Source organism: Bacillus sp. 9.4 (genome assembly GCF_055486415.1).
On sequence record NZ_JBVFMU010000002.1, the window covers coordinates 985,306 to 999,329 of the forward strand.

The 14,024-nt window shown below is 44.7% G+C and carries 13 protein-coding genes and 1 pseudogene; 3 read left to right on the forward strand and 11 right to left on the reverse strand.

Annotation, left to right across the window (positions count from 1 at the left end; all coding sequences use genetic code 11):
• Positions 1-122: 122 nt before the first annotated feature.
• The 7 genes and pseudogenes from glpP to ACZ07B_RS11690 all read right to left on the reverse strand — a co-directional run bounded on the left by glpP (position 123) and on the right by ACZ07B_RS11690 (position 5,798).
• Positions 123-701 (reverse strand): glycerol uptake operon antiterminator GlpP, encoded by a 579-nt coding sequence (gene glpP, locus ACZ07B_RS11660; protein WP_077670554.1) that lies wholly within the window; start codon positions 699-701, stop codon positions 123-125.
• A 27-nt stretch (positions 702-728) separates the two neighbouring features.
• Positions 729-2,081 (reverse strand): aspartate aminotransferase family protein, encoded by a 1,353-nt coding sequence (locus ACZ07B_RS11665; RefSeq protein WP_003233390.1) that lies wholly within the window; start codon positions 2,079-2,081, stop codon positions 729-731.
• 145 nt (positions 2,082-2,226) lie between these two features.
• Positions 2,227-2,328: pseudogene (locus ACZ07B_RS11670) on the reverse strand (AEC family transporter); the annotation flags it as partial.
• A gap of 169 nt (positions 2,329-2,497) precedes the next feature.
• A complete protein-coding gene (locus tag ACZ07B_RS11675) occupies positions 2,498-4,039 on the reverse strand; it encodes a bifunctional GNAT family N-acetyltransferase/carbon-nitrogen hydrolase family protein (protein ID WP_014479282.1) in 1,542 nt (513 codons plus the stop codon).
• Positions 4,040-4,054: 15 nt separating this feature from the next.
• Positions 4,055-4,717 carry an HAD family hydrolase gene (locus ACZ07B_RS11680; RefSeq protein ID WP_003245030.1) on the reverse strand — a complete coding sequence of 221 codons (663 nt, stop codon included), beginning with the start codon at positions 4,715-4,717 and terminating at the stop codon, positions 4,055-4,057.
• Between the two features lie 126 nt (positions 4,718-4,843).
• The gene (locus ACZ07B_RS11685) at positions 4,844-5,266 is read right to left on the reverse strand and encodes a CBS domain-containing protein (RefSeq protein WP_003245462.1); all 423 of its coding nucleotides are present in this window, start codon (positions 5,264-5,266) and stop codon (positions 4,844-4,846) included.
• A 136-nt stretch (positions 5,267-5,402) separates the two neighbouring features.
• On the reverse strand, positions 5,403-5,798 hold the full coding sequence (locus ACZ07B_RS11690; protein WP_134155012.1) for a YhcU family protein: 396 nt from the start codon (positions 5,796-5,798) through the stop codon (positions 5,403-5,405).
• A gap of 110 nt (positions 5,799-5,908) precedes the next feature.
• On the opposite strand from ACZ07B_RS11690, the gene ACZ07B_RS11695 reads away from it, so the two are divergent.
• Complete coding sequence (locus ACZ07B_RS11695) at positions 5,909-6,817, forward strand: RluA family pseudouridine synthase (protein WP_134155010.1); 909 nt, start codon at positions 5,909-5,911, stop codon at positions 6,815-6,817.
• Between the two features lie 29 nt (positions 6,818-6,846).
• Here ACZ07B_RS11695 and srtA read toward each other — a convergent pair whose 3' ends face one another.
• A complete protein-coding gene (gene srtA, locus ACZ07B_RS11700; RefSeq protein ID WP_464877206.1) occupies positions 6,847-7,443 on the reverse strand; it encodes a sortase SrtA in 597 nt (198 codons plus the stop codon).
• Complete coding sequence (gene yhcR, locus ACZ07B_RS11705) at positions 7,440-11,096, reverse strand: endonuclease YhcR (protein ID WP_464877207.1); 3,657 nt, start codon at positions 11,094-11,096, stop codon at positions 7,440-7,442. Before yhcR ends, srtA begins: the two co-directional genes overlap by 4 nt.
• A gap of 82 nt (positions 11,097-11,178) precedes the next feature.
• Here yhcR and ACZ07B_RS11710 point away from each other — a divergent pair, with 82 nt between their 5' ends.
• The gene (locus tag ACZ07B_RS11710; RefSeq protein WP_041519184.1) at positions 11,179-11,829 is read left to right on the forward strand and encodes a spore coat protein; all 651 of its coding nucleotides are present in this window, start codon (positions 11,179-11,181) and stop codon (positions 11,827-11,829) included.
• On the opposite strand, the gene ACZ07B_RS11715 is transcribed toward ACZ07B_RS11710, so the two are convergent.
• Positions 11,761-12,729, reverse strand: coding sequence for a hypothetical protein (locus ACZ07B_RS11715; protein ID WP_464877208.1), 969 nt, complete (start codon positions 12,727-12,729; stop codon positions 11,761-11,763). The two genes, ACZ07B_RS11710 and ACZ07B_RS11715, sit on opposite strands and share 69 nt — an antisense overlap.
• Positions 12,730-12,849: 120 nt before the next feature.
• Complete coding sequence (locus ACZ07B_RS11720; protein ID WP_003245125.1) at positions 12,850-13,419, reverse strand: YhcN/YlaJ family sporulation lipoprotein; 570 nt, start codon at positions 13,417-13,419, stop codon at positions 12,850-12,852.
• A 149-nt stretch (positions 13,420-13,568) separates the two neighbouring features.
• Between ACZ07B_RS11720 and ACZ07B_RS11725 the strand changes: the two genes are divergently transcribed.
• Positions 13,569-14,015, forward strand: a complete 447-nt coding sequence (locus ACZ07B_RS11725) for a hypothetical protein (protein ID WP_464877209.1) — start codon at positions 13,569-13,571, stop codon at positions 14,013-14,015.
• Positions 14,016-14,024: the final 9 nt, after the last annotated feature.

Below are 14,024 nucleotides of genomic sequence, written 5' to 3' on the forward strand. Positions count from 1 at the left end.
AAAACCACAACAAACCGCTTTACGGGTGCATAAACATTTGCCGTAAAGAGCTGCTGTGGTCTCCGAGTTCTCCATCACAATGTATTAACCTAGTGCAATTGTATCAGTGCATGAAAGCGGTGTCAATCACTTTCCGTCAAAAAGTTTTCATATTTTTTCCACAATTTGGTATTAGATGTTGTGACAGCTACAGCCCCCGCTTTCAATGCCTGCTCTACATCCTCTTCCGTACGGATGAAACCCCCGGCAAAGATGGGAATCCCTGTTTTCTCTTTTATTTCCTGAATGAGTGTCGGAACGATGCCGGGAAGCACTTCGATGAAGTCAGGCTTATGCTTGCCGATAAACTCCATGCTTTTCTCCATCGCGCTTGTATCAAGCAAAAACAGGCGCTGAATGGCATAAATTTTCTTCTGCTTCGCTTTGGCAATCACGTTCGATCTTGTGGAAATAATCCCAGCGGGCTTGATATCCTGACATATAAATTCCGCACCGTATTCGTCATGCTTAATCCCTTGAATGAGATCGACGTGCACCATCATGTTCTTTCCGTGCTTTTGCGCTTCTTTGATCACGCCCTTCAGCTGGCCGAGATGAATATCAAGAATAACACCGTAAGAGAACGAACTGTTCAAAAACTCATCAAATTGCTTCATATTGCGAATAGCCGGTAAGATCGGCTGGTTGTGAAAACTCATCATGTGCTCCTTTAATAAATCACTTTTATATTATATCGTTTGAAAGCTTTCTTTCACCGTTTTCACGATAAAGGAAAGGTCCTCTTCTGTCAGGCAAAATGGCGGCGCAAGCTGGATGACATTGTTGTAGCCGGCGACTGTATCGCCGTTTTTGCCGATGATCAGCCCTTTTTCTTTGCACGCCGCAACCACTTGGTTTACTTTGGCGGCATCAGCCGGCTCTTTAGTCAATTTGTCTTTGACGAGTTCGATTCCGATCAGCAGCCCTTTTCCTCTAACATCCCCGACTGCCGGGTGTTCTCTCAGAGCTTGAAGCTCACCTAAAAGCTTTGCTCCAAGATCGCGGGATCGCTGAATCAGCTGTTCGTCCTCCATAATTTGCAGGTTTTTCAACGCCAAGGCACAGGCAGCCGGGCTTCCGCCGAACGTGTTCACGTGGCGGAAACGGTCATAAGGAGCTTCCCCCTGATACGCTTCGAAAATGTCCCGTTTCACAGCAGTCGCTGACAATGGCAGATACGCGCTTGTGATTCCTTTTGCCATCGTAATGATATCAGGCTTCACACCGTAGTGCATAAACCCGAACGGCTCGCCTGTCCGTCCAAACCCGCAGATCACTTCATCGCAAATCAAAAGGGCTCCGTGGCGCCGGCAAATGTCCTCCACCTTTTTCATATATCCGTCCGGCGGCATTAGGATGCCTCCGCCTGTAATGATGGGCTCCATAATGACCCCGGCAATCGTTTCGCTTAATTCCCATGTCATGATGCGGTCGATTTCATTTGCGCTTTCAAGCGTGTCTGCATCATCAGGATTCCGGTATATATCTGGCGGAGCTGCATGCAGGAACCCTTGGCTCAAAGGCTCGTATTTATATTTCCGTTGCGCCTGTCCGGTAGCTGAGAGCGCTCCCAATGTATTGCCGTGGTATGCCCGATATCTTGAGATGAATTTATAACGGCTGTGGTCGCCGTTTTGCAGATGGTACTGGCGGGCAATTTTAAAAGCAGTTTCGTTTGCTTCCGATCCGCTGTTGGAAAAAAAGATAACATAATCGCCGCCAAGCCATTCATTCAGCTTTTCCGCCAGTTGAATTGCAGGTGCGTGACTTTGCGTTAACGGGTAGTAAGGCAGCTCCTTTAGTTGCTCATAGGCAGCCTCCGCAAGCTCCTTTCTGCCGTAACCAATGTTGACGCACCACAAACCGGACATCGCATCCAAATAGCGGCGTCCGTCTATGTCGGTTACCCAGGCCCCCTCGGCCTTCTGGGCTATCAGGCTGTCCGCTTGATGCGCTCCCTTCATGGCATGCCACACAAATTGCTCATCTTTCTGCTTTAATCCCTGATTTTGCTGAATGTTTTCCATCCCCATCATCTCCATTTCATTAGCGTTCCCTATAATGCCAATTCAATTGAAACAGACCTTCTCTTTATGTGATGTCTTGGTGATGATTTCCCTGCCTTCAATATAAAGCCAGACCGGGTCAGAGTCAATAAACCGCGTAAATAATAAAACATCCCCTTTCTCAAGAAGAAAGAGGATGCAGCTTCCAAAGCAAAACAGGCAAAGTGACAATGCTCAGCATCGTACTGATAAAGGTCGCACTCGAAACAACTTGGACAGCCATTGCAATAGCAATGTGAAGCCTAGCCGTTTTCTGTATGATATAGGAAATGGCGAAAATACAGAAACTCCATAAGGCACCTCCACTATACCTACTTTTATTTTAAAGATAGCACCTAAACAATTCCGCTTTTGTTTAAAAAACCCGCCAATTCAGGCGGGTTTTTTGGGAATTATTTTTTATATTGAATATGATAAATATCACGCCGTCTGTCTTTTAGCTGGCGCACTGTACCGTTTTGGCGCTGTCTTCTGAGAATTTCCAGGTCAACATCGCCGATGACGACCATTTCAATATTCGGGTTTGTTTCGCCAACAATGCCGTCTCGGGCGAATTCAAAATCAGACGGGGCAAAGATGCCTGACTGGGCGTATTGGATATCCATGTTTTCCGTTTGCGGAAGGTTTCCAACCGTTCCCGAGATAACCGTATAAATTTGATTTTCAACCGCTCTTGCCTGCGAACAGTATCTGACACGCAGATAGCCTTGACGGTCTTCTGTACAAAATGGCGTAAAGATGATTTTGGCTCCTTTATCAGCCGCAATCCGGGCAAGCTCAGGAAATTCAATGTCATAACAGATCTGGATCGCGATTTTTCCGCAGTCCGTATCAAACACGCGAACCTGGTCACCTGCGCTGATCCCCCACCATTTGCGTTCATTCGGCGTAATATGGAGTTTGTATTGCTTTTCGATTGTTCCGTCCCGTCTGAACAGGTAAGCGATATTATAGATCTTGCCTTCCTCTTCGACGAAATGAGATCCGCCGATAATGTTGACGTTATACTTCACAGCCAAGTCAGTAAACAGGCTGATGTAATCTTCTGTATACTCGGTAATTCTCTGCACCGCCAAGCTCGGTGACCGTTCCTCAAGGAAGGACATCAGCTGGGTTGTGAAAATTTCCGGGAACACCGCAAAATCAGATCTTGCGTCTGAAGCAACATCGACATAGTATTCTACTTGATTCGCAAATTCCTCAAAGGAATAAATTTTCTTCATTTCGTATTGGATCACACAAATTCTAACAGGGAACGCCGATTTATAATAGCGTTTTGTCTGCTGAGGTAGATAATCGACATTATTCCATTCCATCAGCGTCGCATACTTGATCGAAGCTGTATCATCTGGGAGATAATTCGGGTTAATTCGCATAAGGGTAAAGCCGTTCATCAGCTGAAAAGAAAGAACCGGATCGTATATTTGGTGGCGTGTCACCTGTTCAACATACTCTCTCGCTGTCATTTCATCTGCATATTTGTGATAGTTTGGAATCCGTCCGCCTATGATGATGCTTTTCAGGTTTAAGCGTCTGGCTAAGTCCTTTCTCGCCTCGTACAAACGGTGGCCGATCTTCATTCGTCTGTATTTCGGGTGCACCATGACTTCAATTCCGTACATATTCAAGCCGTCAGGATTATGGTTGGTGATATAACCGTCATCTGTAATGTCCTGCCACGTATGGCGGTCATCATATTCATCAAAGTTAATCAGGAGACTTGAGCACGAACCGATAATTTCACCTTCGAATTCTGCACAAAACTGCCCGTCTGGAAAATGCTCCAAATGGCTGATTAAATGCTCTCGCTTCCAAGGCTCCATCCCCGGAAAGCAGTCCTTTTGAAGATCGATAATTTTGTCGATGTCTTTCTCTTCGATATTGCGGATAACCATTTTCTTTTCAAACCGGGTCAAATCTAATTTCTCAGACAACCTACTCGCTCCTTTCTAGTTTTGTGAGTTCAGATGATCAAGCAATAGGGCGAGCTCCATTTCCGCCATTGATTCAAGCCTGTGATCATAGTCTTCAAACATCAGGGTGCCCGTTACTTTATTCGGGACAATGACACACTTCATTCCTGCGCGTTTCGCAGCAATCGAACCATTGACAGAATCCTCAAACGCGAGACATTCCGCTGGCGATACCCCGAGGTTCTTTGCCGCCAATAAATAGAGTTCAGGATTCGGCTTCACCTCTTCCACATCATCAGCCGTTTGAATAACTTCAAAATCATCAAACAGGCCGATTTGCTTCAAATGGCCGGACACCCATTTATAATCAGAGCTGGAGGCAAGGCCTATTTTTAAGCCTAAATCCTTTGCCGCATTCAAATACGCTTCGACACCAGGTCTCGCTTTTTCTGATTCCATGCGTTTAGCAAACCGCTCTCTTCTCAATTGTGTGAGCTCTTCATGGTTCAGCTTTTTCCCGATCTGCTCTTCTAAATATTCAAAAGGCCGGAAACCCGCAGCAGTTCCGATGACCTTCCCCCAGACAGATAGCGGCAGCACTGAGCCGTGCTCTTCAAATATTTCCTGAAGAACCTCATATTCGTGTGTTTCTGTATCTAGAATAAGCCCGTCAAAATCAAAAATTAACGCTTTAATCACTGGGTACAACTCCTTTAGTACGAATTGAGACATATGTATACACTCACTATACCCCGAAACAAGTCTGCTTTCAAAAAGTAAGGTTTTATGTGAAGAAAGAGCCTGCACACTGCAAGCTCTTTCTTATTAATGAATGTTTTGGTGAGAAATGTTTGTCAGCGCTGATCCCGCAGACTCGTTCGACATCTGATTGACTGCCAGGTCTCCAAGCGCAACGATCCCGACTAGATTGTTTTGATCTACAATAGGAAGGCGGCGGATTTGGTGCTGGGCCATCAGCTGCGACGCGTCTTCCAGACTCATATTAGGGTTTCCTGATACGAGTTCTGTTGACATCACTTCTGAAACGGGTGTCTGGCCATCACGGCCCTGAGCTGTAGTTCTTAATGCAATGTCACGGTCAGTCAGCATTCCTTTTAAAACACCTTGCTCTACAACGGGGATCGCCCCGACGTTATGCTGTTTCATTAGAGAAGCCGCTTCCTGAATCGTTTGATTCGGAGAAACGGTTGCCACCTGCGTTGTCATTGTATCTTTAACTGAACTCATTGTCAGCACCCCTTTCAATCATTAGTATGTTCAGACACGAGCCGTTTAAAAAGGGAGTTAGAGGAAAGGTTTTATGATATGATTTCTCTGATACAAAAAGAGCTTTTCTAAAAATAGAAAAGCCCTTGCCGCATGATTATATCAGCCTTCTTTGACCGAAAAAGGCTTTGTTAGTCTTCTTTTGAAAGTCAGAAAAAGCAAACGGAAAATAAATCCCAAAATCATTCAGCATCTTGCTGTTTTTTTCAAAAATCACCTGATCACTCAAATCAGAGTGCGGCGAAGGCTTGGTCAGGATAATATGTATCATTTGCAGACAAGCCATAATTTGAAATGCTTCTTTTAATGTTCCTTGGTAATAATGGTTATTTAAAGACAGAACGCCTTTCTTTTTAAAGCGCTGAATGTCCAGTTCGGAGAAATAAAGAGGAAATACATCATGGATCAACTCCATAGACAGCTCCTTGATAAAGCTCTCCTGTTCTGCAGTTGCTGCGTTCACAATTCTCACGTCAATCACCTTTCTTGCCATCGAATATCCTAAGTCTTACTCAAGAATAGCACAGAAAAAAACGCGAAAGCTAAGGTAAGTGTTTCCTATGAGAAACAGCAGCCTTCCGCTTCGAAAAGGAGCCATTTAACATGAACCAAAAAGGCAGAGGGCTTGAGATCCTCATCAATGAAAAACAGGACGGCCAATGGCTGTTTTCCGTACTCAAAACAGCGCTCAAAGCTTCTAAACCAGTGATACAAGACTGGATGTCCCATCAACAGATAAAGGTCAATCACGAATCCGTCTTAAACAATATGATTGTAAAAAAGGGAGACCGCGTGTTCATTGATCTTCAGGAAAGTGAAGCATCTTCGGTCATTCCGGAGTATGGCGAGCTTGATATTTTATTTGAGGACAATCACATGCTTATCGTCAATAAACCCGCTGGCATAGCGACGCATCCGAATGAGGATGGGCAAACCGGCACATTGGCTAATTTGATCGCGTATCATTATCAGATAAATGGCGAAACATGTAAGGTGCGCCACGTCCATCGTCTTGATCAGGATACATCTGGCGCTATCGTTTTTGCCAAGCATCGTTTGGCACACGCCATCTTAGACCAGCAGTTAGAGAAAAAGACGCTGAGACGTACGTATACCGCCATCGCTGAAGGTAAGCTACGGACGAAAAAAGGGACAATTAATTCACCGATCGGCAGAGACCGATCACACCCGACAAGACGCCGGGTTTCACCAGGCGGGCAAACAGCCGTCACTCATTTCAAGGTAATGGCCAGCAATGCGAAAGAGCGGCTGTCACTCGTTGAATTAGAGCTGGAAACAGGCAGAACACACCAAATTCGTGTTCATCTGGCGAGCCTCGGACATCCGTTGACAGGAGACTCGCTTTACGGAGGCGGGAGCAAGCTGCTAAACAGGCAGGCGCTGCACGCCAATAAAGTACAAGCAGTTCACCCGATAACAGACGAGCTCATAGTTGCTGAAGCCCCTTTCCCTGCTGATATGGAAAACCTTTGCCGCACATATTTTTCATGAAGAAAAGCCGCAGGCACTGCCTCGGCTTTTTAAGTCACTCGTTTTCCATATATAATATAGCGCTTCGGAGCATTTCCGACGTATGAAAACGGATAGCAGGTCGTCAGAATAAGCTCTTCCTTTTCATGCTGGAGCGTGATAATAGATGTGTCATCCTTATCGACAATTTTTGTTTTTACAATTTCATATGTGAATTCTCCATATGACACGAGAAGACGGAGCTGATCCCCCTTTTCCAGCTCTCCCGTCCGGCGAAACACGGTATCCCGATGCCCCGACAGCACAATTTGTCCGTTTTCTTCAGGATAATAGCTGTCCTTGTAATGCCCGACACCTTTTTCTAAATCATTAGCATCGGTGCCCTCCACGATCGGAAGCTCTGCATTGATTTTCGGTATTTCCAAAATTCCGCTCGCTTGGCCGGTCTCAGGCTTAAATGATGCTTTGTTCTTTGCTTGATCTGTGCTATTTTTCGTCCCCAAAGGTTCCTGCGGCTTTTCAGCCGCAAGTTTTGCTTCTTTTAATGTCTGTTCCGTTTTCATATTCGTATCGATCAATTTAAAGCCTCCATAGCCTGCGATCACTAGGCCGGCAGCAATGATGAATAGTGGAATAACTTTTTTCACGTTCTGGAGGCGCTCCTTTTTCTTCTGACATATAGATAAGTTCCTGACAATGTCACCGCCGCACCGATTACCATAAAGTTATAGTAGCCCGCTGACGTATCCGGAAGCTGATGATCAGACCCGCTTTCCGCAGCCTCGGTTTGTAACGGCAATGTGCTGATGCTATTAGCAGTATCAGCGGTTTTTGTGTTGTTGATTGGTATTTCATTGAATCTCGAAATGGCTGAAGGCGGAAGCTGATGAACCGGTGCTGTTCCCGGAGTTTCTTTTATATCAGGCAAATCTTCATCTGGCCTTGGATCCTCTTTAATCGGATCCTCCGTCCCCGGATCATCTCCAGGCTCTTCCGTAATCGGGTCTTCTGTTACAGGGTCTTCAATATCACTGACTTCAGCAAGCTTAATTCTTCCCTCTTTTGTATACGCAATTGGCTCATCAAAACTCTTCACGTACTCAACTGTCGCTTCCAAATCCTCAGGCCCTGTCACCGGATTTTTTCCCAGCAGTCCGATTGGCTGATATTTGGCTCCTGTCGCCGTCGCCATAAAGTTGTTGACGGTCAATGTATATGTGGCATCGGGCTGGATCTCGGTGCCATCTGCCATTTTCATATCAACTGCTTTTCCGGTTTCTTTATCCCACGTATACGTAAACCCGCTGATGCTGTAGTCAGGCCCAAAAACCGGCGAGATTTGAGCATTGATAATCTCTCTTAAATCTTTTCCTTTAATCTCAAGCTTCGTTAACACATTTCCAAACGGCTGAATATTGTAAAGATCTCCCCACGTAATCGAGCCCTTCTTCAGCGCTTCACGTATGCCGCCGCCATTCATAAGGGCGAAATCCGTTTTCATGGCAGCTCTCATACCATCCGCAATCAGGTTTCCAAGAGGTGTATCGCCGTCATTTGAATACCCCCCTTCCATATCAACAGCGGCTTCGCCGACTACCTCGCTGATAATCGGTTCAGCAATAGCTTCGTATTTCTTTAAAATGGCTGAAGCGCTGGCATCAGGTTGGATTTTACTTTGATCCACATATACGATTTCCGCGGACTTTTTGACAATATCTTTTGTTGTTTTATCGATCTCTACATCAACGACACCTATCGCTTTTCCATATTCATACGCTTGAACAATCAGTTTTCCATTCACTTCGCCGTTAACTACCTTATGATTATGCGCGGCAAAAATCACGTCAATTTCAGAATCTGTTTTGTTTGCAAGATCAGCAGACTCACCGGTAATGGCGTTGCTGTTTTGTTCAGCTGACATATGTGCGAGAACTACGATGGCCTTCACGCCTTTTTTCTTGAGCTCTTTGGCCGCCTCATTCACCGCTGTCACTTCATCTGTAAACTCGATATTCTTTATCCCTTCAGGCATAACCATGCCAGCTGCCGACTGTGTGACAACTCCGATAAAAGCAACGGGTACGCCCTCCACATTAATGATGTCGTAAGCCGGCAAAAAGGGCTCTCCAGTTGATTTCATTTTACAATTGGCACATACTAGGGGGAAATTCTGTCCATTATATCCGCTTGTGCCTTTCGGATGATCACCGCCGTTTAAGATCCTCAGCAGTTCATCCGTGCCTTCATCAAATTCGTGGTTTCCCACGGTTCCGACATCAAATCCGATGTCCTCCATCAGTTCTACAGTCGGTTCATCCTGAAGAAGAGAGGAAACTGGAGAGCTTCCGCCGATCATATCTCCCGCGTGCACAATCAGCGAGTTTTTCTTTTCAGCCTTTTTTTCTTTTAAATATGCGGCGGCATAATCCATGCGTCCAAACGTGCCGTCTGCAGTTCCATTTCCATCAAGATCAAGCTCATATTGCTGATCGATTTTGCCATGCAAATCATTCATGCTGAGAATTCTAAGCGGCACATGTTCTTGAGGTGCCGTTTGCGTTTTTTTATATCCCGCGCTCTCCGCTTCACTTGCTGAAGCGAAGAAAATTCTGTTTTCCACAGCTACCTTCTTCCAGTGAGCTGGCTGCACATATGTTTTATTCGACGAGTCCCCCACATATCTTGTCAGGCCTTTCCCTTGCTCTCTGGCTCTGAATTCAAACGGCATTTCCATGAGCGGATCGTTTTCATTCCAAATTCCTTTTTGGTCTTTTTTTGCAGCGGCTACTGCGGCCTGAAACTGCTGATAATCCTCTTCATTGTCAACCGGCCAAATAAAATACGTCGGAGCATAGCCGTTTTTTACAAGCTCTAAGTTCACGTTTGAACCTGATTCGGTTATGACTTGTCCGAGCAATCTGCCATAGCTGTCCTTGGCTTCACTCCCGACCTTGACAGTAATTTTATCACCCGGGGACAGAACCGTTTTTAGATAGTCAGATGCTTTTTTGCCAAATCTTAATTGATTTTCATCTGCGTCGTTTTTTGGTGTGTGATATGTTTCGGGTGTATCTACATTTACAAACCGGATTTTTGTCGTTCCAAGCACCGGAGATTTGAGATGAATGGTATCGCCATCAACTACCCGGTCAACAATCCCTTCATATTCTCCCTTCGCAGACGGAGGTGCGGGCTGCTCTTCAAGCAGCTTCAGGTCAGCCGATTTTCGCGGAAGCAGCTGAAAGGTTTGGTATCTGCTTAACACACCGGTAAAGTCATACCATTTGTCCTCATCAAGCTCGTCTATCACCCCTGTTTCATTCATAACCCGGAGCGTCATTGCATGATGGTCGTCATCAATCATTGTTACATTGTAACCGCCGCCGGCAGGAGAACTTGGAATTGAGGAAACAAAAGCGGTTAGTTTCACAAGGCGTCCTTCATACTGATCACCTAGGCTACCGTTAATAAGTTCATTGATTGTTAAGTGTTTGGGGGCGGTGAGGGATTGGTTTGACTGGTTGATTTTGATGCCTGATGAGCTTGGAACGATTTCTTTCAGCCCCTGGTAAGACGTGATTTTCCCTGTCACCGTGACATCCATACCCTCTTTTAATTCGGGAAATTGTTCAGGGGATGGCGAATAAATGTTAATGCCTCCGGTTTCATCTTGCAAAAAGGTCGACAGCTTCCCGCCTCCGATTGCGTTTTGATCAGCTGTAATGATCCCTTTTATCGTTACTTCTTCATTCAGCCTTCCCCGGGCTTCATTTATGGTCACTGGCTGTTCAGCCGGCGGAGTTTTCGTGTCATCGGTTACGTTCATCGACTGAACGTTTTTAAGTCCTGTCGTGTTAAAGTAATTTTCAAGCTTTCCTTGAACCGTTATCTTTTTCCCAAGAAGAAGCGGATTGGTTTGCAGCCCAAATTGGCTTCTGAAGGCGGAGGGGATTTGCACAGGAAGGATGTGATCAGGCGATGTCTCGTTTTTACGGTCTGCCAGCGCGACATTATAATCATTTGAAAAAGGGCTTGTCAGCTTATAATGCTGCGGGGAAACAGCCTGGCCGACTGCATATCCTTCGATAAGCGCCTGTCCTTCTTTTTGCTGTATTGCCTTCTCAATCGATATAGGCTGCTGCGGTTCAGCTGCCTTTACAGCTTCGAACGTGTACATTACATTTAAGAACATCAATGCCGTGATCAACACAATATGCAGAATACGCCTCATCATATTTCCTCCCTTAATATACACATAATGACAACGATTTTGTCTGCTTATCATTTCGACAGACAGCATATAATTCCTTTCAGGCTTCTGCATAATACACGGCAGACTGACACAAAATACAGCTGATCTGAAAAAAAAGGAGGAATTCGGTTTGGATCAGTTAAATCAGCAGCAATCCCAAATGAACAAAGGTATTCCTGGCAAACCGCATAAAAACCATGGCGGACATGAAATGTTTGATATGCATGAGGTGCTTTCCGGAACACTTACTGTGCTTGATCAGTTTATGATGCTGAGACAATTCTGTAAGGATCAAGAATTATTAAACATCCTTGATCGTCAACATCAATTCATCACATCTCAATACAATATAACTGCAGAATGCTTCAAAACAGGAAGCGAACCTTCACAAAAAACAGCAACTTATATGATGAAGGAAGACAACCAGACTGTTTACGGCATGCAGCCGTCACAGCCTAAAAAACCTGTTCAATCCATGAATGATATTGATGACAGCATCATCAGCCGACAAATGCTTTGCGCGATTAAAGCACAAGCTTCTATGCTGACGATGGCTTCTCTGGAAATGACAAATCCGGCCGTAAGACGCGTACTGTCTGCGCAAATTCAGGAGTATGTTGAAATGGCATTTGAAATTTTCCTATACCAAAACAAACACGGCTATTACCAGGTTCCTCAGCTTGATGCGCAGGATATGGAACAGCTGAGAAATTCATTCGCCCCTGCCCAAGGACAAATGCCTCCGACACAAGGCGGAATGGGTCAGCAAGGACTTCACTAATAACAAAGGCATTGGATAGATACTATCCAATGCCGCACTGTTTTTTTCAAATTTTTCTTTAAAATCTTTTTCAAATTGATCAAGACTTTCCTTTGTTGCTGATTTAAACCCTTTTTCAAAGTCCCCTTTTTTTGCCGTTTCCTTAATCATCTCTGAAATAATGTCTTTCCCGTATTTGTCCGTCAGCTCATCGATCATATAAAAGCTTTGCAAATAGACATCAGTGTCATATTCGGCTCTGGCTTCCTGCCAGTCTCGATCAGTCTGCAAACGGTCAAAGGGCACGACAGAAAACGTGATCGGATCTATGAGCAATTCATAGTTCGCAATCCACTCGCTTAACCCTTCATGAAACCATAACGGAAACTCATCGGGATCCGTCTCAAGCTCCTTCAATTTCTGGTGAAACGCATGGTGCGAGTATTCATGAATCAACAATCTCTGGTACAAATAAACCGCTACCTCGTCCCCTTCTAACAGTTTCTTTTTCTCTTCAGGCAACAATCCGATCAGCTGCTCCCGTTCAGAATAAAAACCAACTACATCCAATAAACCGGAGTAAGCCTCCATCTGTTTTTCATTAGGAAAAAAAATAATGTCAATAGGCTTTTGATTCGAATATCCAATCATAATCTGATTAATACTGACCGCATATTCAAGCGTTTCTTTCGTCAATGGCAGTAAGGACTTTTCCTTAGAAGTGTAATAAATATCGGCCTGTTTGAATGACTCTTTCTTCATGTGCTTCGTCACTTGTTCTTTTGTTATTCCAGATGCCTGACCTGGAAAAGACAGGATATACATCGCGCTTGATACGATGGCTGAGCTTACAGCCAGCATCACAAGGACTCCGCACAGGAATAGAGCGGATGCCGCACGCTTTCCTATGCCATCCCGCAAACGTCTCCCTCCCTGAGCCGGTCCGTCTTGTACCTTTTTATTTTTACTCTATGCAGCCTGAGTTCGCAGTGTGTCATTAACGCAAAGAAAAAGCCGCACAAATTGTGCGGCTTTTTTCATTTATTCAGCGTTAGGGAATACGCGCTGTACAGTTTGTGTAAATTCATCAAATAATCCGGCGATTGGGTCACCATTTTGAATACGCTTTCCATATCCTTGCATACGCTCTACAAAATCAGGGTTAGCTGAAACGTAAACATTATCAATGTTTTTGTCAGTAGATCTTACCTTTTTGGCTATTTTTTTCTTCAGATTGTTTTCTACTGCACCTTTATTTCCATTGGTTAAAACGACTGCAACGTAGGCTTGATTTCCAGCCACAATGATATCGGCATGCTTTACTTCTTTTAGGTCTGTTACTTTATCAGCTGCTTCATCAGCAACCTCAAGTTTTCGGTCGTTGTTATTATCGTCATTTACACGATTGTTATTGACATTATCATTAACATTGTTGTCAACGTTATCCCGATTGTTTACATTCCGCATATCGTCATTGGCCGGATTTCGATAATTTACGTTTCTTACATCATTATTATCACGTCTGCCCTCACCTTGGTCGGCCACACCGCAGCCAGTCATAAGCAAAGGGATAAGAAGCACAGACGCAAGGACTTGTTTTTTTCCAAACATGTGAATTCCTCCTTTATCACTTTACTTATAGGTTTTTCTAACTGGCTTTAATTATGCATGCAAATCTGGAGGAAATGCTTTCCCGGGAAATATAACGGTTAATTTGTCTAACGAGGGGGAAAATATGAATACACTGCAAAGGAGGGATCATGTTGTTCAACCAGCGAAGAGGAATCAGCCCCGCAGCATTGATCATAGTATCAACTATGCTTATTGCTGCATTATCACCTCAGATCCGCCAAAGAATCAGCGGGTTTATCACAGGCCAAATGAACAGAAGAAATTCAGAAAATAACACATTTGATGCTTCTAATGTAGGAAACATAGTCAAACAAGCATTTGGCGGAGGCAGCGGGGATAACCAAGACCGTTCGCAACATCAAAGCCAGCGGCAAAATGGCCGTCAGCACCAGCACGCCGGACAGCAGCAACCACTGCATCAGCATACACAGTCTCAAACTAGGCAAACTGAGTCAGCCGCGAAAAAAAGACAGCCGCATTATGCTGAACCCATTCATTTTGAACAAAGCGCAATGAATGTCATGGACGACAACACGATGATGGAAATGCTGGAGGACTTAGAACCCGGCCGTTAAAAAAACGTG

What these genes read in the sequence shown, in the direction of transcription:
- yhcR (WP_464877207.1), bottom strand. Translation starts at nt 11,096, where the DNA reads ATGCTGTCTGTCGAAATGATAAGCAGACAAAATCGTTGTCATTATGTG.
- ACZ07B_RS11725 (WP_464877209.1), top strand. Translation starts at nt 13,569, where the DNA reads ATGTTGTTCAACCAGCGAAGAGGAATCAGCCCCGCAGCATTGATCATA.
- ACZ07B_RS11695 (WP_134155010.1), top strand. Translation starts at nt 5,909, where the DNA reads ATGAACCAAAAAGGCAGAGGGCTTGAGATCCTCATCAATGAAAAACAG.
- glpP (WP_077670554.1), bottom strand. Translation starts at nt 701, where the DNA reads ATGATGAGTTTTCACAACCAGCCGATCTTACCGGCTATTCGCAATATG.
- ACZ07B_RS11690 (WP_134155012.1), bottom strand. Translation starts at nt 5,798, where the DNA reads ATGGCAAGAAAGGTGATTGACGTGAGAATTGTGAACGCAGCAACTGCA.
- ACZ07B_RS11685 (WP_003245462.1), bottom strand. Translation starts at nt 5,266, where the DNA reads ATGAGTTCAGTTAAAGATACAATGACAACGCAGGTGGCAACCGTTTCT.
- ACZ07B_RS11665 (WP_003233390.1), bottom strand. Translation starts at nt 2,081, where the DNA reads ATGGAGATGATGGGGATGGAAAACATTCAGCAAAATCAGGGATTAAAG.
- ACZ07B_RS11720 (WP_003245125.1), bottom strand. Translation starts at nt 13,419, where the DNA reads ATGTTTGGAAAAAAACAAGTCCTTGCGTCTGTGCTTCTTATCCCTTTG.